The organism is Tenacibaculum adriaticum (genome assembly GCF_008124875.1).
Classification (GTDB): domain Bacteria; phylum Bacteroidota; class Bacteroidia; order Flavobacteriales; family Flavobacteriaceae; genus Polaribacter; species Polaribacter adriaticus.
On the sequence record NZ_VNIA01000002.1, the window covers coordinates 416,169 to 442,757 of the forward strand.

At 30.1% G+C, this 26,589-nt stretch carries 16 protein-coding genes; 5 read left to right on the plus strand and 11 right to left on the minus strand.

Annotated features, from left to right (window positions below; translation table 11 throughout):
* Position 1: 1 nt before the first annotated feature.
* The 4 genes from C7447_RS07385 to C7447_RS07400 all read right to left on the minus strand — a co-directional run bounded on the left by C7447_RS07385 (position 2) and on the right by C7447_RS07400 (position 5,830).
* Positions 2–628, minus strand: coding sequence for a response regulator (locus C7447_RS07385; RefSeq protein ID WP_148869872.1), 627 nt, complete (start codon positions 626–628; stop codon positions 2–4).
* A complete protein-coding gene (locus C7447_RS07390) occupies positions 628–3,651 on the minus strand; it encodes a sensor histidine kinase (RefSeq protein ID WP_148869873.1) in 3,024 nt (1,007 codons plus the stop codon). The genes C7447_RS07385 and C7447_RS07390 overlap by 1 nt, the downstream gene beginning before the upstream one ends.
* A 77-nt stretch (positions 3,652–3,728) precedes the next feature.
* Positions 3,729–4,859 carry an N-acetyl-alpha-D-glucosaminyl L-malate synthase BshA gene (bshA, locus tag C7447_RS07395; protein WP_148869874.1) on the minus strand — a complete coding sequence of 377 codons (1,131 nt, stop codon included), beginning with the start codon at positions 4,857–4,859 and terminating at the stop codon, positions 3,729–3,731.
* A 125-nt stretch (positions 4,860–4,984) separates the two neighbouring features.
* Entirely contained in the window at positions 4,985–5,830 is an 846-nt protein-coding gene (locus C7447_RS07400; protein WP_148869875.1) for a transketolase, read from the minus strand.
* Positions 5,831–6,340: 510 nt separating this feature from the next.
* Between C7447_RS07400 and C7447_RS07405 the strand changes: the two genes are divergently transcribed.
* Entirely contained in the window at positions 6,341–8,017 is a 1,677-nt protein-coding gene (locus C7447_RS07405) for a helix-turn-helix domain-containing protein (RefSeq protein ID WP_148869876.1), read from the plus strand.
* A 139-nt stretch (positions 8,018–8,156) separates the two neighbouring features.
* Here the strand turns inward: C7447_RS07405 and C7447_RS07410 are convergent, their stop codons facing one another.
* The 4 genes from C7447_RS07410 to C7447_RS07425 form a co-directional block, all read right to left on the minus strand.
* On the minus strand, positions 8,157–9,281 hold the full coding sequence (locus C7447_RS07410; protein ID WP_148869877.1) for a glycerate kinase: 1,125 nt from the start codon (positions 9,279–9,281) through the stop codon (positions 8,157–8,159).
* An 18-nt stretch (positions 9,282–9,299) separates the two neighbouring features.
* The gene (locus tag C7447_RS07415; protein ID WP_148869878.1) at positions 9,300–10,907 is read right to left on the minus strand and encodes a sodium:solute symporter; all 1,608 of its coding nucleotides are present in this window, start codon (positions 10,905–10,907) and stop codon (positions 9,300–9,302) included.
* 4 nt (positions 10,908–10,911) lie between these two features.
* Positions 10,912–12,228, minus strand: coding sequence for an MGH1-like glycoside hydrolase domain-containing protein (locus C7447_RS07420; protein ID WP_148869879.1), 1,317 nt, complete (start codon positions 12,226–12,228; stop codon positions 10,912–10,914).
* A gap of 73 nt (positions 12,229–12,301) precedes the next feature.
* Complete coding sequence (locus tag C7447_RS07425; RefSeq protein WP_148869880.1) at positions 12,302–14,896, minus strand: TonB-dependent receptor; 2,595 nt, start codon at positions 14,894–14,896, stop codon at positions 12,302–12,304.
* 170 nt (positions 14,897–15,066) lie between these two features.
* Between C7447_RS07425 and C7447_RS07430 the strand changes: the two genes are divergently transcribed.
* Positions 15,067–16,092 carry a LacI family DNA-binding transcriptional regulator gene (locus tag C7447_RS07430; RefSeq protein WP_148869881.1) on the plus strand — a complete coding sequence of 342 codons (1,026 nt, stop codon included), beginning with the start codon at positions 15,067–15,069 and terminating at the stop codon, positions 16,090–16,092.
* A gap of 22 nt (positions 16,093–16,114) precedes the next feature.
* On the opposite strand, the gene C7447_RS07435 is transcribed toward C7447_RS07430, so the two are convergent.
* On the minus strand, positions 16,115–17,299 hold the full coding sequence (locus C7447_RS07435; RefSeq protein WP_148870174.1) for an asparagine synthetase B: 1,185 nt from the start codon (positions 17,297–17,299) through the stop codon (positions 16,115–16,117).
* Between the two features lie 147 nt (positions 17,300–17,446).
* Entirely contained in the window at positions 17,447–18,958 is a 1,512-nt protein-coding gene (dnaB, locus tag C7447_RS07440; RefSeq protein WP_148869882.1) for a replicative DNA helicase, read from the minus strand.
* A gap of 126 nt (positions 18,959–19,084) precedes the next feature.
* Between dnaB and C7447_RS07445 the strand changes: the two genes are divergently transcribed.
* From C7447_RS07445 to lysA, 3 genes are all read left to right on the plus strand, one after another.
* The gene (locus tag C7447_RS07445) at positions 19,085–20,161 is read left to right on the plus strand and encodes a DUF3810 domain-containing protein (protein WP_148869883.1); all 1,077 of its coding nucleotides are present in this window, start codon (positions 19,085–19,087) and stop codon (positions 20,159–20,161) included.
* Positions 20,162–20,261: 100 nt separating this feature from the next.
* Entirely contained in the window at positions 20,262–21,500 is a 1,239-nt protein-coding gene (pepT, locus tag C7447_RS07450) for a peptidase T (protein ID WP_148869884.1), read from the plus strand.
* A gap of 293 nt (positions 21,501–21,793) precedes the next feature.
* On the plus strand, positions 21,794–22,996 hold the full coding sequence (lysA, locus tag C7447_RS07455; RefSeq protein WP_148869885.1) for a diaminopimelate decarboxylase: 1,203 nt from the start codon (positions 21,794–21,796) through the stop codon (positions 22,994–22,996).
* Positions 22,997–23,264: 268 nt separating this feature from the next.
* On the opposite strand, the gene C7447_RS07460 is transcribed toward lysA, so the two are convergent.
* Positions 23,265–26,474: a TonB-dependent receptor gene (locus tag C7447_RS07460; RefSeq protein WP_148869886.1), complete on the minus strand. Its 3,210-nt coding sequence runs from the start codon at positions 26,472–26,474 to the stop codon at positions 23,265–23,267.
* Between the last annotated feature and the right edge of the window lie 115 nt (positions 26,475–26,589).

A 26,589-nucleotide genomic window follows, 5' to 3' on the forward strand; every position in this document is an offset into this window, starting at 1 on the left:
CCTACGTATTAAACAAATTAGTATTTTTTTGAACCCATAGTAACAGGCCATTTTGGGTAGATTTTATTCCTAATTTGTGAATAATATTGCTACGGTGTTTTTCTACTGTACGTTTAGAAATGAAAAGTTTTTCTGCAATGTCAGATGAAGACATATTTTGTGCTAAATAGCGTAATATTTTTGTTTCTGTTACCGTTAAATTGTGTAGTACATTTTTTTTACTTGAAAGGTGAACAGCATTTTGTATATTTTTACTGATATACGTTTTTTCTTTTAAAACTTCTTTTATACAATTTTCTAGTTCTAATAAATCGTCATCTTTTAAAACATAACCATGAATTAAGCTGCCTATTTCCTTAATAATAGCTTCTTGTTTATGCAGAGTTAGAATGATAATTTTTACATCTAATTTATTTTGAACACATGATTTAGCAACTTCTAACCCATTTTGAATAGGCATGTCAAAATCTAAAATTGCCAGTGAAGGTTTATATTTTAAAATTGAATTGTAGGCATTATTACCATTTGTTTCTGTAGCTACTACTTTATATCCTTTAGATTTTAAAAATTGTTCATTTCCAGACAATAATAATGGATGATCATCTGCCAATACAATAGTTACACTCATTATTTTGCTATTTTTATTGTAATTATAGTTCCGGTTTTTGAATTTGATTGAATGTTTAGAATAGCGCTTATAAATTGAGCCCGTTCTTGTAAACTTTTTAACCCTAAACTTTCGTTTGAATTCATAGCATTATTTACCATAAACCCAGAACCATTATCTTTTAATACAAATCTTATAATTTTTGCTTCATTTATAATAGTTAAATTACAGGCGGTTGCATTAGCATGTTTTTCTACGTTGGCAATACATTCTTGCAACATTCTAAAAATAAATAAGCCTTTTTCTTTAGAAATATATACATCAATATCATCATCTATTTCATAAGAGTAGAAGACCTCGGAACTTTTTTGAAAAGCATCCATCATGTTCTCTAAAGATTTAGCCAAACCTAATTTTCTAAATTGAAATGGATGTAAATTATGAGAGATGTTTCTTACTTCGTTTATTACATCATTAATCATTTTTAATTCAGTTTCTTCTTGGTTTTTGTTTTTTGAGAATGTTTTTTGTAAAACTAACAATCGTTGTCCAATACTATCGTGCAATTCTTTAGCTATTCTAGAACGTTCTTCTTCTTGCGTACTAATTATTTTGTTTGAAAAGTTTTCTTTTAGTACATGTTTTTTTCGTTCCTCTAAATAAAACCAAAAAATAATTACGAATATTCCTAAAAAGAATAAGAAATAAAACCAATCTGATTTATAGAAAAACTCACCCGCAAAAATTGAAAGCACAATAGGTTTTCCTATGTTTTTATTTGCTGAATCAATAGCTTCAATTTCTAAGATATGCTTTCCTGCAGATAAATTCGACAATCTTATTTCTGTATCTGTAAAAAGATCAACCCATAATTCTTTATTTAATCTATATCTGTACTTAATTTTATTAGAATCATATATTCCAAATAAGCTAAATTGTAGTTCTAAATTTTTACTTTCAGGAGGTAAAGAAATAGACTTTAAGTCTTTTAATTTTTGTGGAGATTTTTCTTTTATCTCTTTTTTAAGTGTTTTATCAAAATATGTTGTAGCTGTTAACCTAAATTCTGCGTCAATCACTTTCTTTGTCAATTCTTCTGGATTAAAATAGCTAACTCCATTCAAAGTACCCACTAAAAAAAAACCGTTACCTGTTTTTAATGCACTATACCTATTTGCTTCATAAAAACTCAATCCATCATTCATCGTAAATCTAGTAGATGCTTTTGTTTCTGGATTATAAGATACAATACCATTATAAGTATTCATCCAAATACCATCCTTATTATCAAATAGAATAGTTGCAATAGATGCATTTAATTTGTCTTTATACAATAGAGTAAACTCTTTAGTTTGTGGATTAAATTGAAATAATTCACCAGTTCTAGTTCCTAATAAAATGCCATATGTAGGATGTTGAATAATAGAGATAAAAATGGAATGTTCTTGTTTTTCTTTTGGGTTGTATAATGTTGTTTTTTCATTTTCAAAAACCACTAAACCTTCTTCACAAGCTAAATAAATACTGTTACCAACTTTTAAAATACCTTGCACATCATATTTACTTGTAGAAGTGAGAGTAATATTTTTCTTACTTTCTTTATCAAACTTCATTAAATTGTAAAAAGGAATACCATAGTAAATATATTTTTCGTCTTCTACCATAGCAGCTACTTCATAGTAAATAAAGGGAGTAACTTCTTGAGTTTTCTTATCTATTGAAATAATACCTTTGTCATAACTACTCCAATAATTAGTTTCATCCTCAAAAATAGCTCTACTAGCTTTTGGTATAAAAGGTTGACCATTCATGGTCATTTTATATTGTTTTGTAGTTTTTGTTTTTAAATTGATGAGAAACCAACCTGAATCTTGAGTAGAAACTAATACTTCATTTGAATTTAACTGTAACATTCCTCTAATGCTACTATTTTTTAAAAAAGTACTCACATTTGCGTTATCGAAAGTATAATGATAAAAACTTCCTTTGTTTTCTATAAACAATTCTTTTGAAAGATCCCTAGAGGCTATTTTTGAACTATTTATGAAATTTGTATTGATAGGAGCTCTATAAAAATTATTTTTAAAATTAAATTTAAATTGAGAATTTACTCCTGACAACTCTTGTTTTATTAGATTTTCTTTTACATCAGAAAAAACCAGTTGCTTATTAAATTTATCTGTTTTATCTAAATCAAAAAAGATAGTTTTTTCCCACTTTTTATTTTTTGAGCTGTATTTATAACAACCTTCAATGTCTGTAAAATAAACATAGATGTTACCATCCCTTTTAAACCAAGTATCTATATCTATTAAAAAATTAGGATCTTTATTTGTTAATCCAAGATCAGAAAGAGTTAACTTTTTTAATAAGGTACCATTATCATTATAAATATAAACACCTGAACGAGATTCACTCAAAATAAAATGATCTTCAAATCCAATGAAATTAGAAAAAATAGGATAGGTATTTTCTTTTTGAAGAGTTATTGGTGTAGGATATTCGGTAAGCTTTAAATTTTTATTAAGTTGAAATAATTTTATTTCTGTGTTATGACGTACATACACCATAAAAAAATCCTTGTAAGAAAATAAACAAATATCTTTATTCTCTTTTGATGAGGGGAGGATTACCTCTTTAAAAACAAGTGTTTCTGGGTTTAGCAAAAATATTTTTTCTTTATTCTGCCAAATCAATACAGCATAAAACTGTCCATCTAACCTTTTATACAATTTTATAAAATTAGGAGGGCTTCCCGAAAAATTTGGAAGAGGTACAGTATAAAATCTATTTCCATCATATCGTTGAATAATAGCAGATCTTTCATGTATTTTTCCGTCTATTAATTCAAGGTTTGATCCAGATACCCAAAGCCAACCTAAATTATCAAACTCCATGAAACTTACTGAATATACTCCAAAACCTTTATGAATATCAAACTTTTTGTACTCTACAGATGTGTCACTTGATACTAATTGTTGTGTCGTGGAATCAATTGTATAAAAATATACAATAAAGAAAAAAAATAAAAGGTTATTTTTCAAAAACAAGGTACATAAATTAACTCCTTAAATATATAAAGTTTTAATAACTATATTCTAATTTGCTTATTTTAAACAACTTAAACTTTTACTGTACAAGATTTATAAATATCTTCATAAGCAGGAAGAATATTTTCTAAAGAAAATTGTTTTGTATGTTCTTTTGCGTTTTGCTTAAATTGATTTAAAACTACATCACTTTTTAACAAATAAATTGCATTTTTAGCCATGTCGTCAACATCTTCTAAACTACTTAAAAAACCTGTTTTTCCATGAATGTTTACCTCTGGTAAACCCCCTGTATTTGTAGAAATAACAACGGTACTTGCTGCCATAGCTTCTAAAGCTGCTAGTCCAAAGCTTTCCGTTTCAGAAGGCAATAAGAAAACATCAGAGTAACACAATATTTTAGCCACTTCATTACTATTTCCTAAAAACAAGACCTTATCTTCAATTTCTAATTTTCTTGCTAGATTTTCCGCTTTTAAACGATCAGGGCCATCACCTACCATTAATAATTTAGATGGAATTTCTTTTTGAACTTTTTCAAAAATCTTAATTACATCTTCAGTTCGTTTTACCGGTCTAAAATTACTAATGTGTGTTAGTATTCGTTCTTCTGGTTTCGCCAAAGCGGCTCGTTGACAATCTTCATGAACTGCTCTATCGTATTTGGCTGCATCAATAAAATTATACACAACTTTAATGTTTTTTTCAATATTGAAAAGTCGTAATGTATCTTCTCTTAAGCTATTAGAAACTGCAGTTACTTCATCTGATTTATTAATACTGAATTCTACTGCTGTTTTATAAGTAGGGTGGCTTCCCACAAGTGTAATATCTGTACCATGCAAGGTCGTTACCACTTTAATATTTATTCCTTTTTCTTGCAGCATTTTTTTTGCCATATATGCGGCATAAGCGTGTGGAATTGCATAATGCACATGTAAAACTTCTAATTTGTGCTTAAGAACAACTTCCACCATTTTACTAGATAATGCTAACTCGTAAGGTTGGTATTGAAAGAGCGGATATTCTTCCATCACTACTTCATGAAAATGTAATTTATGAGATATAAAGTCTAAACGAACTGGTAAATTATATGTTATAAAATGAACATCATGTCCTTTATCGGCTAATGCCATTCCTAATTCAGTAGCTACTACACCACTTCCTCCAAAAGTTGGATAACATACAATTCCTATGTGCATTCGTTTATTTTTAGTTGTACAAATTCGTCGTAAAAATACATATTAGTTTACCCGATTATGTAAAGAAAAACTTAAAAAAGAAACGCTATTACTTTCGTAACAGCGTTTAATTACTTTTTTTATTTTTAATAATCTCCTAAAGTAGCTGGATTTTGGGCTAAGGCATTTGCTAATTGCTCATCATTTGGTGCTTTACCATGCCATGCGTGTGTGTGCATCATAAAATCAACACCATTCCCCATTTCCGTGTACATTAATACACAAACTGGTTTTCCTTTTCCTGTTCTAGATTTTGCATCTGCCATTCCTTTTAAAATAGCATCAATATTATTACCTTCTTTTATTTCTAATACATCCCAACCGAAAGCTAAAAACTTGTCTTTTATGCTTCCCATAGGCAGAACTTCATCTGTAGACCCGTCAATTTGCTTTTCGTTAACATCAACTGTAGAAATTAAATTATCTACTTTTTTTGCTGATGCATACATCGCAGCTTCCCAAACTTGACCTTCTTGTAACTCTCCATCTCCATGTAATGTATATACAAGTTTATCATCTCCGTTAAGCTTTTTGGCCTGTGCAGCACCAATAGCAACACTCATACCTTGTCCTAACGAACCAGATGCAATTCTAATTCCTGGTAAATGTTCGTGTGTTGTAGGATGCCCTTGTAAGCGTGTGTTTAACTTTCTAAAAGTAGCTAGTTCGCTTACAGGAAAAAAGCCACTACGTGATAAAACACTATAAAATACAGGAGAAATATGACCGTTTGATAAGAAGAATAAGTCTTCATTTTTTCCGTCCATAGAGAAATTAGTAGAATAATCCATAACTTCTTGATACAAACAAGTAATAAATTCAGCACACCCTAAAGAACCTCCTGGGTGACCTGAATTTACTGCATGTACCATACGAAGTATATCTCTACGAACTTGTTGTGTAAAATCTTGTAATTGTTGAGTTGTTGACATTGTAAATTTTGTTTGGACAAATGTAATTCTTTAAACAATAATGAACAACGATTATTTAATTCTAAATACAACATCAATATTATAAAAATAAACTATTAGGCATCTCTAAAAATTAATTAAACATATTTTATGTTTGTTAAAACTGTATTTTTTTTAGTGAAAAACTATTAATTAAAATTTATCTTACAAAAAAATAACTTCCAAAACACTTCCATAAAAAAACAGCCCAATTGGGCTGTTTTTTTCAATAACAATTTCTTTATTAAAAAAGGGTAAATAATTAAATTTTCTTTTTCACTGTAAAATACCCTTCACTTTATTTTACATTTTTACTATTATCCCTTTCCTTGTCCAAAGGAATAAATATTATCTTTTAATGACAAGTTTATGTAGTCTACTTTCATGAAAACAGCGTACTAAAACACCTAACAATCTAATTACCAAAGTTATTTTTTTTGTCTCTTTTTGGGTTGTAAATCGTAACTTTGTTGGTAAATAAGATCATTTATAATGCCCTCTATAAAAAAAATCCTTCTTCTTTCTTTTATTTTTTCTATTCAAATATTATTGAGTCAAAACAGTCCTTTAGATTCGCTTTTAAATAAATCTTATGATGAACTATCGGAATTGTTTTATCAAAATGAAACAGACACTGTCCTTGCACAAACTTATGCTGATGCTTTTTTTTTAAAGGCTAAAAAGAAAAATGATACATTAGGAATGCTTAGAGGTAAATATTACATAAGTGATGTACATAATCTCTTTGATAGTTATATTAACTATTGTGATTCTTTAATAAGCAGATATCAAAACTCCAAAAGTAAAAAGACGCTTATTTCCATTCACCTTAGAAAATCAGAGTTTTTCCTTCTTCAGAATAAAAATGGCAGTGTTTTAAAAGAGTGTATAGCTGCTAATTTTCTATTAAAGAAACAAAGAAATGATAGCTTACAAGCAATTACTAATATTTATCTAGGAATTCTTAAAGGTGAAAACGGTGAAGAAGATGAAGCTTTAAAACTGCTTAAAAATGCTAATGAATATGTTAAAAAATGTAAAAATTTCCATAAAAATAGCACATTCAATTCATTACCTTTAAATATTTCTTTTAGATATAGAAAAAAGGGAGATGTCGATTCTGCTTATTATTATCTTGATGAAGCTGAAAAACTTTACAGTAAAATAAATGATTCTGTTTTTATTAAGGCAACATATTTCAGTAGAGCTCAAGTAGACTATAGTCAGAAAAAATATATTAGTGCAATAACTAATTATAACAAATCACTATCAGGTATTGAAGAAGACAATAACTATAATCTACTAACCCAAATATACACAAAACTGGGCTTTTGTTATGAAAAAACTAATAATAACTCTAAAGCATTCAAATATCATTTAAAAGCTGATTCTTTATACAACGTAGTAAAAATTCCTAGTAATCACTTAGAAGATTCTTTTTTATCCTTATCTAAATATTATAAAAATAAAAATGATTTAAAGAAGCAGTTAATCTATATTAATAAATTATTAGAACTTAAAGAATTTAGACTTAATGATAAAAAATATATTAGCGAAACTCTCTCTGAAAAATACGATATACCAAACTTACTCAAAGAAAGAGAAAAAGTAATTAATGAATTAAAAGGCAAGTCTAAAACTCAAACTATTATTTATGCTTCTAGTATAATTTTAATTCTCTCCGTATTAACCTTTCAGATTAAAAGAAAAAGAAATTACAAGAAAAAATTCTTGACGGTGATAAATCAAAATAAAATCCCTGAAAAGAAAGAAATGCTACCAAAAAATATAATTTCTAATCTCTCACAAGAAGTCATTGATGATATTAATCAGAAACTTTCTGATTTTGAAAAGAATAATGAGTTTCTTGATTCTGCTACTAGTTTACAAAGTTTAGCAACAAAATTAAACACCAATTCAAATTATTTATCTAAAGTCATTAATCAATCCAAAGAACTTTCATTTTCAAACTATATAAATCAGCTTCGTATTGATTATACAATTCAAAAACTAAAAGAAAATACTTTATTTAGAAAATATACTATCAAAGCAATCGCCGAAGAGGTTGGGTTTAAAAATGCGGAGTCTTTTTCTAAGGCTTTTAGTAAATCTACTGGGTTAAGACCCTCTTATTTTATTAAAGAATTAGAGAAAAATAATACTTTTTAAGTTATCTATTTCTACGTTTTAATAGCATAAAACAAAGCATTATTTAAAATTAATCAAGAATTTTTGAAGTGCTTTCAAAATTGTTAAAAATAGTATCACAAAAACACAAGTAAAAAGTTCACAACAACTAATAATTATTTTATTTTAAAAGTTTTGTGAAATTATATACTGAAAACACTAAATTTTGATATCCGTCATGCAAGGCTTCCTCTAAACTAGAAATTTTTTTTAAAACAGAACAAACATAGTCTAATCCTAAAGTTTTCTGAGTATTTATAGTTAAATCCACAGAACCGCAAAAAGCAGCTACAGGTATATTTTGTTTTTTAGCAGATTGAATAACGCCTTGTATTGTTTTACCTGATAATGTTTGAGCATCTATTTGTCCTTCTCCCGTGATAATCCAATCAGTATTTTTTATATTTTGATCGAAATTTGCAATTTCTTTTATTAGCTCAATTCCAGAGGTTAATTGTCCATTAAAAAAAATTAAACTCCCTATACCTAAACCGCCAGCTGCCCCACCTCCTTTAATACTTTGGCTTTCAATATTAAAATGATTATCTATAATTTTAGAAAAACTACGAAGACCTTTGTCTAATACTACTATTTCATCTTTTGAAGCTCCTTTTTGTGAAGCATACACATAAGCTGCTCCATTTTCGCCATATAGGGGATTCGTTACATCACATGCTATTTTAAATGACACCTCTTTTAACTTGGGAATGACATTTGAATCATCTATCCTTTTTATCTTGGAAAGGTTTTCTCCTATTGGTTTTAGTTCTTTTCCTTTTTCATCTAAAAAAGAGTAGCCCAAAGCTGATGCCATACCAATACCACAATCGTTTGTGGCACTACCTCCTATTCCCAAAATAATATGCTTTGCTCCTTTATTTATTGCATCTAATATAAGCTCTCCTGTTCCTAAAGTAGTCGTATAGAGACAATTTCTATCAGTTATATTTAATAATTTAATACCCGAAGCTTCTGCCATCTCTATAAATGCAGTTTCTAATCTTTTAGAATACAAATAAGATGCTTTAATTTTTTTAAATATAGGATTATTGACTTTTGTAAAAACCTTATCCCCTTTTAAATAATAGTTAACGACATCTATTGTTCCATCACCTCCATCTGCTAAGGGTAATTTTATAATATCTGCATCTGGTAATACCATTTGTATTCCCTCTTCTACGGCATTACAAAACTGAAATCCTGTAAGTGAATCTTTAAATTTATCTGGAGCTATTACAAATCTCAAAAGAAATACATATTTGAATTAATTAAAAAAACTAGGTATTGAAATTGAAAACACAACAATTAATATAAAATAACATAATAAAATAATAACTTCTCTCTTTCCTGCTTTATAAAAGGTTACACCAAGTCCTTTTTTAGTTTCTTGTTTTACAATTAAGCTAACTGTATAAGCAACAATTATTGTTAATAAGCAGCCTATCGCATTCCACCAAAACCAAAATACTTGTGGCACGTACAACCAAAGATAAATATTAAAAACAACACCTATTACAATACCAATATTTACACCAAGAGCATGTGTTTTTTTTGTTAATACAGCTAATAAAAATGCAGCTAAAATTGGTCCATAAAAAATTGAACTGATTTTATTAATGACCTCTATAACCGTTCCTTCAATACTTCCTGCGAAAAAAGCAAAAAATAAACAGACTAATCCCCAAAATATAGATAAAAAGCGTGAATACTTTACATAATTTATATCAGACAAATTGGGCATAAATCGTTTAACGAAATCTTCCAAAGTCACCGCCGAAAGGGAGTTTACTGTTGAACTTAAAGAAGACATAGCTGCAGACATTATCGCTACAATTAAAATTCCTATAATACCATTTGGCAAATATTTGATTATAAAAACAGGTACCATTAAATCTGCCTTTTTCCCTTCAAGCGAGCTTATGTTTGTTTGGTAAACGGTTTCCATCAATTCCTGAAAACTAATATCTTGAACTAAGAGAGTTCCTAATACCAATCCCATTAAACAATAAGTTAATGTTATTGGGAAGCGAAAAACTCCATTTGCTAGTAATAATTTTTTTATAGTTGGCATTCCTTCTGCAGACAATAATCTTTGCGACTGTGTTTGATCTGTTCCGTAATAAGAAGCATACAAAAAAAAACCGCCTATTACCATTGGCCAAAAGCCAAATTCATCATTTTTATTGGCATTATTAAATCCCCATTTAGAAAAATCTACTGTAGTTAAACGATCCTTATCAACATTAGTTATGAAATTTTCAAAACCTCCCAATTCACTAATACCATAAATTAAACAAATAACTATTCCGAAAAAAAGAATACACATTTGTATTACATCTCCCCAAATAACTGCTTTCATACCTCCTTGAAAAGAATAAATCATAGTAATGATCCCTATAATTAACACAGATATCCAAAAATCTATACCAATTGTAGCTTGAAGTATTAACGCCATAGTATATACCATTACTCCTGTTGCTACTGAACGACTTATTTGAAATACCAAACTTATTAAAAGTCTTGAGGAAGCATCAAAACGATTTTCTAAATACTCATAAACACTAATAATTCCAGATTTATAGAGAGTTGGTATTATAGTAATCAATAAAAAAGCCATTGCTAATGGTACTCCGAACTCATACGTTAACCATTGTAAACCTCCCCCTTCTTTTAATCCTACAAATGCTGGTGCAGATATAAAACTTATTGCTGAAAGTTGGGTAGCCATTGTTGATAAACTCAATGGAAACCACCTCATTGATCTTCCTCCCAGAAAATAATCTTTAGAATCTTTATTCTCTTTAAATAAATACCCAATACCGAGGAAACTAATTAAGTAAACAGCAATAATAATATAATCTATATAATTCATAATGTTAGTTATCCAATAAATCTATTAATAAAGCAGCTGTCCATGAAAAATTATTACCTCCATATCCACTACACTCCTTTTTATAAATTTCTTTTCTAGGGTCGAAATATTCATAAAAACCACATTTTGTAATTAGCTCAATAGTATCATTTTTTACTCTTAGTGCTAAATCATCATATCCATAATTCATTAATCCATAATATAATAACCAGTTAAGGTTAACCCAAACAGGGCCTCTCCAATACTTTTTAGGATTGAAGTTTTCATTTTCAGGATCGAAAGAGGCACATAAATATTTATCATCCCCTCCAAATTTAGCCTTTAATGTATTAACTAATACACCTGCTCTTTCTTGGCTTGGAATTCCTCCAAACAATGGTGAAAAGGATGATGATGTAATCATTCGAATAGGTCTTTCGTTTCTTAAATCATAATGTACATAAGCACCTAGTTCTTTATCAAATAATTTATCGTTAAATGCTGGTTTAGATTTACTTTGCCAATCTTTTAATGTTTTAATTTTATCATCATTATTTCCTATAATTTTATAAAGATCTATTAATGCTTGATTAGATTTAATCAACATTGCATTAAATAAAGGATCTTGAATTAAAAAAGGTGATAATTCTGCTATTTTTACATCATCATAATTATTTGCTTTGGCTATTTCAATAATATGCAAATAATAATCATATTCCCTGCTAGAAGGTCGTTGAGATGCATCGACATGTGTCGTATCTCTTCTTTCAAATTTATAGTGGGGAGTATCTTTCTCCATTGTTTCCCATACACTATCCCAAATAGGGGAATTATCTGTTCCAGATTCCCAATTATGATAGATATAGACTAATCCTTCGTTATTTGGATCTCTATTTTCATAAAAATACTTATGGTTATTATATACTTTATCTATTTCTGTTTTAATAAAGTTTAAAACATCTATTTTATCATTTGCAATTCTATATAATTCTTGAAGAACAAACCCCAAAACTGGCGGTTGTGTGATACCAGTCGTTTTATATTTTTTTGACGCTAATGGATGAAGTTCTGATTTATGAAAATCTGGCCCTGGAAAATAGCTATCACTTTCATTATGAAACACTATATGTGGTATAAAACCGTTTTCCCATTGAGCATCCAATAAGGTTGTTACTTCTTTTTTAGCTTTAAACATATCAAAATGTGCAAAACCTATAGCTATAAAGCCAGAATCCCACTTCCATTGAAAAGGATATAAACCTTCGCAAGGTATAGTAAATCCTTCTTCATTATAATTTGCGTTTAATACTTTTTTTGCTTTTTCTCTTAATTTTCTTTCCATAAAAAAGGCTTAAAAATACATTGATACCAATGTAATGATACCAATGCATTTAATTATTATTAATAAATTTATCTTAAAACTTAAATGTAGCATTAAAGAAAACCCTAGTTGGTAATACTGGTCTCCCTACAAAATATTCTTCCTCTATTTGGTTGTTACCTAGTCTTGGAGACCCTTCGGTAATTCCCTGAGAATTAAACAGATTAAATACTTGAGTACCTAGTCGTATAGTTTCTCCATTATCCCCTGCAGAAAAAGTATATCCCAAATTTAAACTGGCTAAACCAAAAGCATCAAGTTCGATGCTATTTGCGTCATTCGAAAATTTATCACCTGTGTATGTATAAACAAATCCCGCATCAAATTTTGTGTCATCATAGTCTAACCCTAAATTTGCTAATAAATTAGGTTGTCTTCTTAGTTCATTACCTTCATATTCAGGGTTACTTTCAGATTTTGTTATTTCATGAGCTTGGTAAGTTGCCGATCCTCCAAAACTAAAATTTTTAGCAAATTTCCAATTCCAAGATCCTTCTAATCCTAAAGTTTCAGTATCTTGAGTATCTACTTCTTCTGTTGTACCACCTGTAGAAGTATTTACAAAACTTATAGATCTTCTATCTGCTAAAGTCACATAATAAGCTGCTAATGTTCCTGAAAAATTAGCTTTACCATATTTTAAACCCAATTCTCCATGTATAATTTTTTCTGTATCGTATGATGATGGATTATTAAAATCATCAAACTTTGTAGATCTTAGTTCTGGAAAGAAATATCCTCTAGAAAAATTTCCATAAACACTAATACTTTCATTTACCTTATACAATCCGGCTAATGCTATTGCAAAATCATCTGCAGAGACATGACCTCTAACATAGTTTCCATTACCCCAAATTACATTATCCAAACCTTCTATACCTGTATCATCCACTTCGTAAGATTCTACTCCTTCATTTTCTATATCTCCTGAAGCTCTCTCATAACGAATACCAATATCAAAATTCCAACGATCTAACTTAATCTCATCTGTTAAAAAAACAGCGACCTTATTACTATTTATATTTCTATTCGTATAACTCATTCCTCGGTTAGTGATACCATTCATTGTATAACCAGACACATTAATTAACCTTGGTCTATTATTGTATTCACTTAAATACCCTGTGATTACGTTAAAATCACCAGCCTTAGATCTAGACATAAAGGTTCCTAAAGTGATTGTATGTTCTTCTATCTCTCTGGTTAGTTTTATATCTGCCATTAACTCTGTTAATGGTCTGTTTCTATCTAAAATTCTATTCGCATATAAAAGTGCATTAGATGCTACTGGTTGGCCATTTAAATATGTAAATTCTCCTGTTGTTAACGCGCGAGCATCTAAAAATTCTTGTTGAGTTTCTACTGCTTTTGCTCCTCCAACACCACTCCCATCTAAAAATAAGTTAAATTGATGTTCATATTTAGAATATCTAAGTTTAGCATTCATTCTAAACTCATCAGAAAAATTATGTTTAAAATCTGTTAGAAAATATCCCCCTTTAGTAGCTACTCCATCTTCTATTGGTGAGTTATAAATACCATTTGGTGTAGCATAAGAAAAATTAGCTGCTTCAGAAGTTTGTAAGGTATATATGGTTCCTCCATCATTTCCTTTAGGACGCTCTCGAGAACCGCCTTCTAATGGAAAAGGTAAAAAGAATTGTACCTTATCATCTATAAATTGCCCAGAAAATGTTACAGATCCATGATCAGTAATATGTTTTATATTTCCTCGTAACTGAAATCCCTCAGTAGGCAATCCCGATTTTATTGGACCATCATCATATCTGTAAAACCCTGATAATGCATAAAATGTTTTAGAATCTTTTCCACCTAAAGGCCCACTTGTTAAAAAGTCTGCTTTATATCTTGAATTCGAAGCTATTTCTGTTTTTATAATACTTTTTGGAGTATTACTACCAGTAACACTTGTATAATTAATTATCCCTGCAACAGAACCTACACCATATAAAATTGAAGAACCACCACGTACAAATTCTAAACTACGCATACCAATATCATTCCTAAAATAAACATCATGTGCAGATGAATTTAACCCAAATGTACTTAGTACTGGCATTCCATCAATTTGTAATGGATTAAACTGGTATTGTCCGCCTGAAGGAAGTCCTCTAACAAAAATATTAGAAGCAACTTCACCACCACCACCTTCTGCAGTTATACCTGGCACACTTCTTAAAATATCTGCTTGACTACTTGTGTTTTTCTTTGCAAGTTCTTTAGCGCCTATAGAAGTAATAGAAAGTGGTGTTTCTTTTTGTGACCGTGTAATGGATGTTCCTGTCAATACCACTTCATTTAATTGTTGTGTACCTTCCTTTAAAACAACACTAATAGTAAATGTTGGTTCATTAAGGTTTATTACTTTTTCAAAGTCTTCATACCCTATAAAAGAGACTTGCAAAGTTTGTACTCCTGATAATTCTGCAACAAATGAAAAATTTCCATCAAAATCACTTTCAGATCCAAATGATGTTCCTTTTATAATTGCATTGGCTCCTGGTATAGGGTTTCCATAATTATCTTTTACATTTCCAGTAACTTGGGTTTGCGAAAACGTTACTGAAAAAAATAAAACAAAAACTATTATAGAAATATGTTTTTTCATAATATTCTTAATTTAATAATTAAACACTTATTTAATTGCTAAGTTATAAATACAAACCTATCTTATTTAAGAAATTATCAATATAAATACCGCAAACGTTACCGGAAAATTTGAAATATTCCCGATAATTATTTATTTTTTATTAGTTTAGTCTTCATAAAAAGTGAGTAATGAAAAAGAAAAGAGTTACATTAAAGGAATTATCTGAAGTTTTAAATTTATCTATTTCAACTATATCGAGGGCAATAAATAACCACCCAGATATTAGTATTGAAACCAAAGAAAAAGTGAAAAGAAAAGCAAAAGAATTGAATTATATCCCTAATTTATTTGCAAAAGGTTTTAGAACACATAAAACTCGTATTATAGGAGTAATTGTACCAAAGATATCTCATTACTTTACCTCTACCATTATTGAAGGAATTTTAGATGAAGCTGAAAAGAAAGGATACAGAGTTATTGTTTGCGAATCTAAAAACAACTTTAACAAACAAACAGAAATGTTAGATACTATGTTTCAGTTTGGTATAGATGGACTTTTAATGTGTTTAACAAAAAAAACAAAAAACATAGAAAGTGTTTTAAATGTTTTAGATAAAATACCTCTTGTTTTATTTGACAAAGTCTCTAGTAAAATTCCCTGTACTCAAGTAATTATAAATGAAAAACAAGCTGCTTATAATGCTGTAGAACATTTAATAAATATTGGAAAAAAAAGAATAGCAATATTTAAAGAAAGTGAAAATTCTTTTAACTCTGAAAAAAGGTTTGAAGGTTACTTACAAGCTTTAAAAGATTATAATATAGCCATCGATGAAAAATTAATACTAAGTACAGAAGATATATCGATGGCTCAAGGAAAAAGGCTAACAAATATTATTCTAACACTTAAGAATAGACCAGATGCTATTTTTGCAATAACAGATTCTTGTGCTATAGGTGCTATAAAGAACCTTAATAAACATAAAATAAAGATTCCTGAAGAAATTGCTGTTGTGGGTTTTAGTAACTCTTTTAGCTCCACTATAATAGAACCGAAACTTACTACAATAGATCAACCAGGGAGAAAAATAGGAAAAACAGCAGTAAAGTATCTTATAGAAGACATAATAAATGAAAATACATATAATGTAGGAAATAAAACCATTGAAATAAAAACAAACTTAATTGTTAGAGATTCTACATTGAGAATATAGTTCCATTTATTGTGTAAATCTATTAAGTTTTCTGTTTCTTCTTTTTGGCTGCAGGAAACAATACATTATTCAAAATAAGACGATAACCTGGTGAGGTAGGATGTAAATCTAACTCGGTTTTTGGATCTCCTACTCTATGCTGATAATCTTCAGGGTCGTGGCCTCCATAAAACGTAAACATCCCCTTTCCTTTTGTTCCGTGGATGTAACGTGCCTCTCCGTTGGTTTTATTTTCACCTAAAGTGAGTATGGTCGATTTTATGGTATTTCTATCAAACGACGTAGTTTGCCCCATAAAAGCTTTGACAATTTGTGTGTGATTTTGACACAACATAGTTGGAACTTGATCCCATTTTGCTGAAAAATCTTTCAATACAAAATAATCTGATTCTTTTTTTATTCTACGCTTACGCGTCATATCAATGGTAGAAAACTCGTAAGTAGTCGGATTTCTAATCAGTTCAAAATCTTTAAATGCAAAAGTCTTATTAAAATCGATTTTTGATTGATAATTCGGTTCTGAAGCATCACCATCGAACATAGCTTCACAAATATCAACTCCGTCAGCTGCTAAGGCAATATCAAAACTATCGGTTGCAGAACACATAGCAAACATAAATCCGCCACCAATTACATAATCTCTAATCTTTTTTGCTACTGCTCTTTTCTCTTCAGAAACCTTACTGAACCCTAATTTAGCAGCCAACGCTTCTGCATCTTTTTTCTGTTGAATATACCAAGGAGCTGTTCTAAACGCTCCATAAAAGCGACCATACTGACCAGTAAAATCCTCATGATGTAAGTGTAACCATTCATACATTAATAGTTTCTCATTTAATACTTCTTCGTCATACACCACATCAAACGGAATTTCTGCATAGCTCAATACCATGGTTACAGCATCATCCCATGGTAACTTATCTTTTGGAGAATACACAGCAATTTTCGGTGCTTTTTCTAAAGTTACTGCTTCTTGATTTTTAGAGGGAGATGAAATCTCTTCTAAAATAAATTGAGATTTTACATCAGAAATAATTTGGTATGAAACTCCTCTAATTTTACACTCCTTCGCTACCGATTCGTTATTTTCTATGAGAAATGCACCACCATCATAATTTAATAACCATTTTGCTTTTAATCCATTTTCTAATGCATAGTACACAATACCGTACGCTTTTAAATGATTTTTTTGATTATCATGACTCATAGGCACATAAATAAAGGATGCCCATATTGAGTTGGTTATTAATAAAAAAACAAAAATTAAATTAAACTTCTTCATATGTAAAAACTAAAATACACAATTACAAATTAGCAATTGTGTATTTTTTAATATTTAAGATTAGTTTTTACATTAAAACGGTACATCATCATCACTTGGTCCAAAAGCATCTTCAGGTGAAGGGAAGTTACTTGGCGAAACATCATCTGAAAAGGCATTCATACTCGATTGAAATTCGCTACTAAAACCTTCCTCTAAATCTGAGAATTTTGCTAAATGTCCTGTAAACTTCAAACGAATATTGTCCAATCCACCATTACGATGTTTTGCCACAATAAATTCTCCTTGTCCTTCACAAGGTGTATGATCATCGTCATCCCATTCTGTCATTCCATAATATTCTGGACGAAAAATAAACGATACAATATCAGCATCTTGTTCAATCGCACCAGATTCACGTAAATCAGATAATAACGGTCGTTTACTTCCTCCACGGGTTTCTACCGCACGCGATAACTGAGATAATGCAATTACGGGAATACTCAATTCTTTTGCGAGTGCTTTTAAGTTACGTGAAATCGTAGAGATTTCTTGTTCACGGTTTCCTCCAGATCCTCCTGCTGTCATTAGCTGCAAGTAATCTATAATTAAAATCTTTACACCGTGTTGTGATACCAAACGACGTGCTTTTGCACGTAAATCAAAAATTGAAAGTGCTGGTGTATCATCAATAAAAATAGGTGCATCAGATAATTTTTTAACCTTAACATTAAGTTGTTCCCACTCGTGTGGCTCAAGGTTACCTTTACGCAATTTTTCTGAAGTTAATCCTGTTTCAGAAGAAATCATACGTGTAATTAACTGTACAGACGACATCTCTAATGAGAAAAGAGCTACAGGTTCGTTAAAATCGATGGCCATATTTTTTGCCATCGAGATTACAAACGCCGTTTTTCCCATACCTGGACGTGCTGCAATAATAATTAAATCGGAAGGCTGCCAACCAGAAGTTAATGCATCTAACTTTGTAAAACCTGTGGCTAAACCACTCATACCCTCTTTGTTAGAGATTTCCTGTATTTTACTAATCGCTTGTGAAACAAGACTTTCTGCTACTTCTGCTCCTTTTTTTAGGTTCCCTTGTGTTACTTCAAATAACTTTCCTTCAGCATCGTCTAATAAATCAAAAACATCGGTGGTTTCATCGTATGCATTTTCAATAATTTCAGAAGAAATCGTAATTAACCTTCGTTGAATATATTTTTGAAGGATAATTCTCGAATGAAACTCGATATGTGCAGAAGAGGCTACTTTTTGAGTTAAACCTATTAAGTAAAAATCTCCGCCAGCAATATCTAATTTTGCTTCTTTTTTAAGTTGATTAGAAACCGATAATAAATCAATCGGTTCAGAATTTTGGAAAAGTGCATAAATAGCCGCATAAATTTCTTGATGGCGTCTATCATAAAAAGCTTCAGGGTGTAGAATATCAATTATTTCATCAATCCCTTTTTTATCAATCATCATTGCCCCCAACACTGCTTCTTCTAAGTCTAAAGCTTGCGGAGGTAGTTTTCCTTTTTCTAAGCTAATAATTCGTGCTCTATCTATTTTTGTCCCTTTCAAAGACTGCATTTTTTCCATAGTGGCAAAAGTAATTTATTAGAATGATATTTGTAGGAACGATATTCATTTTTCTTTTTTCACAAATTTTTAATTTAAATGTTACTAACTTGTTGATAACCTATAATCTTTCTTATTTTTGACTTAATGAAGTTACATAAAAAAACGTTATACCTTACTATTTTATTGCCTGTTCAGGTATTATTTGTGTATTTTATAAGTCAACACCCAACTTGGGTTGAGCAGTATTATTCAAACGGATTTTATCCTGTAATATCAAAAATTTTGCGTATCCTTTTGGGTTGGCTTCCATTTTCTTTTGGAGATACTTTAGGAATTATTCTGTTGGTTTTATTAATTCGTTCCATTTATAAATTGATAAAAAATCGTTTTAAGAATTTTATTCCTCAGTTATTAAACTTCACCGCTATTTTATCAATTATTTATTTTTGTTTTTATTGTTTTTGGGGGCTCAATTATTTTCGTGAACCCTTAGCAAACAGTTTGGATTTACAACAATCTAAGTATTCTACAAAACAATTAGTTGAAACTACTAAAAATGTAATTTTTAAGTTAAACGAATACCAATTTAAAATTACACAAAATGATACTTTAAAAGTTGAAGTTCCGTATTCAACTAAAGAAATTTATAACAAAGCGTTAGACGGTTATAAAACCTTGGCTAAAACATATCCGCAATTAAATTATACACAACCATCGGTAAAAAGCTCTTTAGTAAGCTTGATGCAATCCTACAACGGAACAGCAGGTTATTTAAATCCTCTTACTGGTGAAGCTCATGTAAATGATATGATTCCCAAAACTGGCTATCCTGCAACCACTTGTCATGAAATAGCACATCAAATTGGTTGGTCTGCCGAAAATGATGCTAATTTTGTTGGTTTCTTAGCTGCTATTGCAAACAAAGACATTTATTTTAAATATTCTGGCTATAGAATGGCATTTTACTATTTAATTTCTGATGTTAGAAAACGTGATGAAGAATTATCTAAACAACTTTGGCAAACTGTAAATAAAGGGATCTCTAAAGATTTTAGAGCAAGTTACTTACATTGGAAACAGTTCGACAACCCCATAGAGCCTTATTTAAAAAAAGGTTATAACTCTTATTTAAAAGCCAATAAGCAAGAAAAAGGAATCGCATCTTACAGTTATGTGGTAGATTTATTAATTGCTTATAATCAGCAAAAAACTATTCTATAATAGTCTTTTAATTCTTAGATTTTAATCTACAATAAACCCTCTATTAAATAAAAAAATAAGGTCAAAAATACTTATTTTTGAGACTTTAAAATTTACATTCATGAACAAGCAACATATCATAAATAGATTTGTAAAATACGTAACGATAGATACAGAATCTGACCCAAATAATCCTGCATTTCCAAGTACTGAAAAACAATGGGACTTAGCTCGAGTTTTAGAAAAAGAGTTGAAAGAAATTGGAATGGAAGATGTTGAATTAGATGAAAACTGTTATTTAATGGCAACTTTACCTAGTAATTTAGATTACGAAGTACCAACCATTGGTTTTGTTGCACATGTTGATACGAGTCCAGATTTTACAGGAGCTAATGTAAAACCTCAAATTCATGAAAACTACGACGGAAAAGATATTGTTTTAAATAAAGCTGAAAACATAGTTTTATCTCCAGATTATTTTGATGATTTATTACAATACAAAGGACAAACCATTATTACTACAGATGGAACAACATTATTAGGTGCAGATGACAAAGCAGGTGTTACTGAAATTGTTTCAGCAATGGAATATTTAGTTCAGCATCCAGAAATTAAGCACGGAAAAATAAGAATTTGTTTTACTCCTGATGAAGAAGTTGGTAAAGGAGCACACTTGTTTGATGTTGATAAATTTGGAGCTGAATGGGCCTATACTATGGATGGAAGTCAGATTGGAGAATTAGAATATGAAAACTTTAATGCTGCTGGTGCTGTAATTACTGTGAACGGTAAAATTGTACATCCAGGTTATGCTAAAGGAAAAATGATCAATTCTATGACTATTGCCAGTGATTTTATTAATGCTTTGCCTGCCAATGAAGTTCCTGAAAAAACTTCAGGCTACGAAGGTTTCTTTCATTTACATACTATGGAAGGAAAAGTTGAACAAACAGTTTTAAAATACATTATCCGAGATCATGACATGGATTTATTCCAAGGACGCAAAAAGTTAATGGAAGAAACTGCTGAAAAAATCAACAAAAAATTAGGTAAAAATTTAATTCAAGTTGAAATTAAAGATCAATATTTCAACATGAAAGAAAAAGTAACTCCAGTGATGCATATTGTTGATATTGCTGAGGAAGTCATGAAAGACATGGGAATTACTCCTTTAATTAAGCCTATTCGTGGTGGTACAGACGGTTCTCAACTATCTTATAAAGGTTTACCATGTCCTAATATTTTTGCTGGCGGACATAACTTCCACGGTCGTTACGAATATGTACCGGTAGAATCTATATTAAAAGCTACCGAAGTTATTATAGGAATTGCTCAAAAAGTAGCTATTAAATTTGTCTGAGCACTTAATTTAAAACTAAATACTTTATAAAAATCAAAACTCCGGCCTAAGCCGGAGTTTTGTGATATTACTTACCCTTTAAAAGTAATATCAAAATGAAATAAAGCCCCTTATCTTTATTCACATGGCAAATATGGTTAATAATTCAATTCTTTCTTAAGGGAAAAAACCCCTTTTTAAACAGTTAAAAACAGAAAAATTTCACACATGTAATGGATGTGTTATATTCTTTTAAACTTATATTTTTTTTATAATTGATTCTCTACATTTGAATTTATAAATTTAAGAACATAATGAATAGAGAATTATTGCTAGGTCTTGCTAAAAAATATGACAGCCCTTTGTATGTATATGATACTGAAAAAATTAAAAATCAATATAATCGTATTACAAGTGCATTTTCTAAGGTAAAAAATGTAAAGATCAACTATGCTGTTAAAGCGCTATCTAATATCAACATCCTTAAAGTATTTAAGAATTTACACAGTGGATTAGATACCGTTTCTATTCAAGAAGTTAAACTTGGTTTGTTAGCTGGTTTTAACCCGATAGACATTATTTACACTCCAAATGGTGTCTCTCTAAAAGAAATTGAAGATGTTGCTAAATTAGGAGTCCAAATTAATATTGATAATCTTTCTATTTTAGAATTATTTGGACAAAAGCATCCAGAAATACCTGTTTGTATTCGTATCAACCCACATATTATGGCAGGTGGAAATAGTAATATCTCTGTTGGTCATATCGATTCTAAGTTTGGTATTTCGATTCATCAAGTACCACATATACTTCGAGTTGTAGAAAATACAGGAATGCATATTAATGGTATACATATGCATACAGGATCTGATATTTTAGACGTAGATACATTTTTAATGGCCTCAGAAATTTTATTTGATGTAGCTAAACAATTCAAGGAAATTGATTTTATTGACTTTGGTAGTGGCTTTAAAGTTCCATATAAAGAAGGAGATATTTCAACTAATATTGAAGATTTAGGTAAACAACTTACCAAACGCTTTAATAATTTTTGTAAAGACTATGGTAAAGATTTGACTCTTATGTTTGAGCCTGGAAAATTTTTAGTGAGTGAGGCTGGGTGTTTTTTAGCAAAAGTAAATGTAATTAAACAAACAACATCAACAGTATTTGCAGGTATTGACAGTGGATTTAATCACTTAATAAGACCCATGTTATACAACTCTTATCATCATATAGAAAACTTATCTAATCCAAAAGGAAGAGAGCGTTTTTACAGCATTGTTGGGTATATTTGTGAAACTGACACTTTTGGTTCGAACAGAAGAATCCATGAAATTAGAGAAGAAGATATTTTATGTTTCTACAATGCTGGAGCATACTGCTATTCTATGGCTTCCAATTATAATTCTCGTTATCGCCCAGCAGAAGTGATGATGCATGAAGGAAAAGATTATTTAATACGTAAAAGAGAAACTTTTGATGATATTATTAAAAACCAAGAACTGGTTATATAAATGAAGAAACTCTGACTATATAATATAAGTCAGAGTTTTTTTAAATATAATCCAATCCCCAAAAGACTATATTTCAAAAATTTTATTAATAAAGACCCCTTTGCTTTATTAACATTACAAATATCTAACTATTTTACTAGTAATTCACAGGAAAACCCCCTTTTTTACACAGGATTTACCATTTTAAAGCTAAATTTTGATTCTACTAAAAATAAAAAAGCCCACTTGAAAAAAGTAGGCTTATTAATTTATTTAAATTGGTTTTACTTTAAAAGATATAACGTAAACCTATTTGTGCTTGCCAACGAGATAACAAACTAGAATCATTAGTAAATGTTTTCTTGTTATTTGGATCAAAACTATAAATTGGTTCTTGAGTATAATCTGGTATGTAATTAGCCGGATTTGTATTTGTAGGATCTACATCAGGGAAACTTACACCTACAGGTTGAACATTACCAACTTGTTGTACAACTCCCCAATCAGAATTAAGTAAGTTACCAAAATTTAAAATATCTAAACTAACTTGAATTGTATTTTGTTTTTTATCTGATACATTAATGTTGAAATCTTGTAAAATTTTCACATCCCATTTTCCTCTCCAAGGAGCTAAAGCACCATAACGTTCTACATACTCTCCTCTTCTTTCATTTAAATACTCATCTTGTTGGATATATGATTCAAAAGCTTCCGCTTGTTCAGTACTACCAAATTGCATAGATGATAATTCAGATGCTGTTGGTACATATAATAAATCGTTTACTGTTGAACCATCATTATTAATATCTCCTCCATATGTGTAGTTAAACCTTCCTCCTTTAGCATACTCAAAAAAGGTGGCAATAGTAGTAGCATATTTATCTCCACCATAAGTAAATTTCTTAGAAACTACACCAATAAATCTATGTGTATCACCATACTTAGAGTAAGCTAAATTATCATTATTTGCATTTCCAACTACGGGATTAAAACCGAATGCATCTCCTGTAATTTCTGCTTCAATAGAATTTACATCTTTAGAGTTCAAATAACTATAGGCTACATTCGCATAAATTCCGTTTTCAAAAGATTTCTCTAATTTTGTAGAGAAGTTAAATGTTCTTCCTTTATCAGAATTTGTAAATACGAATGCATCATTACCATCACCTTTATCTGCATCTGTATAATAAGCTCTATTATCAGCCCCTGTTAATGTTCCTGTTGGATTTCTTAATCCCCAATTTTGAACGTGAGCTCCATTTAGATCTTTAGTAAAGGCAACATCTGCAGTTAAAACATATCCACCTTCAAATTTATAGTCTGCACCAATATTTGTTCTCCATACTTGTGGAAATTTAAAATCAGGATCAACTAATTGGAAAAAACCGTCATCAGCTCCACTTACTTGGTTTCCTAACCATACAAATGGTAAACGCCCCGTAAATAAACCAGAACCACCACGTACTTGTAATTTACCTTCTCCATTTACATCCCAGTTAAAACCAACCCTTGGTGAAATTAACCATTGATTAGAAGGCATTTTTGTAGAACTTAAAGAAACTTCTTGATTTGTATTTGGGTTATAATAAGAAATAGACTCATCTCTTGTAGCTCCATTATCTGTATCAATAAATTTTTGAATTAATTGCGGAGTATCAAAATATAATGGTTTATCAAAACGAACACCATAGGTTAGTTTAAAATTATCACTCACCTCCCATTCATCTTGCACGTAAAATCCTAATTGACCAACATTTAATTCAGATAATTTCCAACCACCATCTTCTCCTGCTCCTGCAGAATTTCTAGAATTATATACTTGTTGTGCATAAGCTAAATTTGCTTGAAGCGCTCCATTAGGGTCTGCTGCATCAGCTAAAAAAGCAGACACACTTGAATATGGTGCAAAGAAAGTTCCGTAGTAACCTGCTGGATTTCCGAAGTTATCATAAGAACCTAAATTAAAAGAGTTTTTAAACATAAACTTTTCGAAAGAAAAACCAACTGTAAATGTATGATCTCCTTTAAAAAAGTTCATATTATTTGTTATTTGTAATACTTTTTGATCTAACTTGTTATTAATAGAAAAGGGTTCGTGACCTGCAACAATATAGTTACTACTATTCTCTTGAATATTAATTACTGGAGCAGGTACAGATAAAGGTGTTCTAAAATCATCAAAATGCGTATATCCAATTTGTAATTTATTTGTCGTAGACTCATTAAAAGTTGAATTTAATTCAACTAAAAAAGAATTTATATTGTTATTAATCTCATAACCAGAGTTTTCAAATTGCAAAGTAGTTGCATTTGGTCCTCTAAACCCTAAAGCTGTAGGGTGTGCTGGTTTTTCTTTAGATGCTCTTAAGAAATTATAAATAAAAGCCACTCTGTGTTTTTCATTCATATTCCAATCTAGCTTAAAAATACCTTTAGTAGAACCAGAATCATACGTAAAATCTTTATAAGCTCCTGTATTATATCCTAAACCAGCTAAAGCATCACTTACTGCAATTAAATCAGATTCTAATACTCTTGATTCACTAATACTAGTAGTACCATCACCATTATTAGGAGTCCATCCAAATGTTCCTAAATCTGATCTTTCATCTTTTTCAAAATTTGCAAAAAAGAATAATTTATTTTTTACAATCGGACCTCCTAAACTTACACCATATTGATTTTGAGACAATTTAGGCTTCGTTACTTCTTCTCCTTTAATCTTTCCTCCTGTCATGTCTTGATTTCTGTAAAAACCATACACAGTACCTTTAAACTCGTTAGTACCACTCTTAGTAACAGCATCTACAGAAGCTCCAGTAAATCCTGATAATGTAACATCATAAGGTGCAACAGAAACAGAAATTTGTTCAATTGCGTCTAAAGAAATTGGTTGAGAATCTGTTTGTCCTCCTGGTGTTGCAGCATCTAATCCGAATGGATTATTAAAAATAGATCCATCTAAAGAAAAATTATTAAACTGATCATTTCTACCTCCAAAAGAACCACCGCTTGCTGTAGGCTCTAAACGTGTAAAATCTGAAGCAGAACGAGAAATTGTAGGTAATGTTTTTAACTGAGTTGCAGATACACTTGTTTGTGCTCCTGTTCTATCACTATTAAAAACTTTACTTTTTGAAGCTGAAATAACTACTTCTTGTAATTGCTCTCCATCTTCTGCTAAAGAACCATTAATATTTGTTGTTTTTCCTAATGTTAAAAAAACATCTTTTACTTCTTGAGATTTAAAACCTACATAACTAAATGTTATTGTATAAGGCCCTCCAACACGTAAATTCGGTACGGTATAACGACCGTTATCTTGGGCTACAGCTCCAGAAACAGTACCTGTAGGCACGTGTAATACTACGACGTTTGCACCAAATAAAGGCTCCCCAGCTTTATCGGTTACTGTTCCTTTAATTTTTGATGTAGTTACCTGTGCATTTGCAGATAAACTTACCATAAAAACTAAAATTAAAAAGAAAATTTTCTTCATTTTGTTGTTGTTGTTGTTGTTGTTGTTAAATTAATTTTAATTGTATTTTAAATTTTGCGCAAAAATACATAAAAAAAACCCGTTCATTATGAACGGGTTTAACTTTTATTAACAT

Coding starts and splice junctions, on each gene's coding strand:
- C7447_RS07445 (WP_148869883.1), top strand. CDS start 19,085: ATGAAGTTACATAAAAAAACGTTATACCTTACTATTTTATTGCCTGTT.
- C7447_RS07405 (WP_148869876.1), top strand. CDS start 6,341: ATGCCCTCTATAAAAAAAATCCTTCTTCTTTCTTTTATTTTTTCTATT.
- dnaB (WP_148869882.1), bottom strand. CDS start 18,958: ATGGAAAAAATGCAGTCTTTGAAAGGGACAAAAATAGATAGAGCACGA.
- pepT (WP_148869884.1), top strand. CDS start 20,262: ATGAACAAGCAACATATCATAAATAGATTTGTAAAATACGTAACGATA.
- C7447_RS07415 (WP_148869878.1), bottom strand. CDS start 10,907: ATGAATTATATAGATTATATTATTATTGCTGTTTACTTAATTAGTTTC.
- bshA (WP_148869874.1), bottom strand. CDS start 4,859: ATGCACATAGGAATTGTATGTTATCCAACTTTTGGAGGAAGTGGTGTA.
- C7447_RS07420 (WP_148869879.1), bottom strand. CDS start 12,228: ATGGAAAGAAAATTAAGAGAAAAAGCAAAAAAAGTATTAAACGCAAAT.
- C7447_RS07430 (WP_148869881.1), top strand. CDS start 15,067: ATGAAAAAGAAAAGAGTTACATTAAAGGAATTATCTGAAGTTTTAAAT.
- lysA (WP_148869885.1), top strand. CDS start 21,794: ATGAATAGAGAATTATTGCTAGGTCTTGCTAAAAAATATGACAGCCCT.
- C7447_RS07425 (WP_148869880.1), bottom strand. CDS start 14,896: ATGAAAAAACATATTTCTATAATAGTTTTTGTTTTATTTTTTTCAGTA.
- C7447_RS07435 (WP_148870174.1), bottom strand. CDS start 17,299: ATGAGTCATGATAATCAAAAAAATCATTTAAAAGCGTACGGTATTGTG.
- C7447_RS07400 (WP_148869875.1), bottom strand. CDS start 5,830: ATGTCAACAACTCAACAATTACAAGATTTTACACAACAAGTTCGTAGA.
- C7447_RS07460 (WP_148869886.1), bottom strand. CDS start 26,474: ATGAAGAAAATTTTCTTTTTAATTTTAGTTTTTATGGTAAGTTTATCT.
- C7447_RS07385 (WP_148869872.1), bottom strand. CDS start 628: ATGAGTGTAACTATTGTATTGGCAGATGATCATCCATTATTATTGTCT.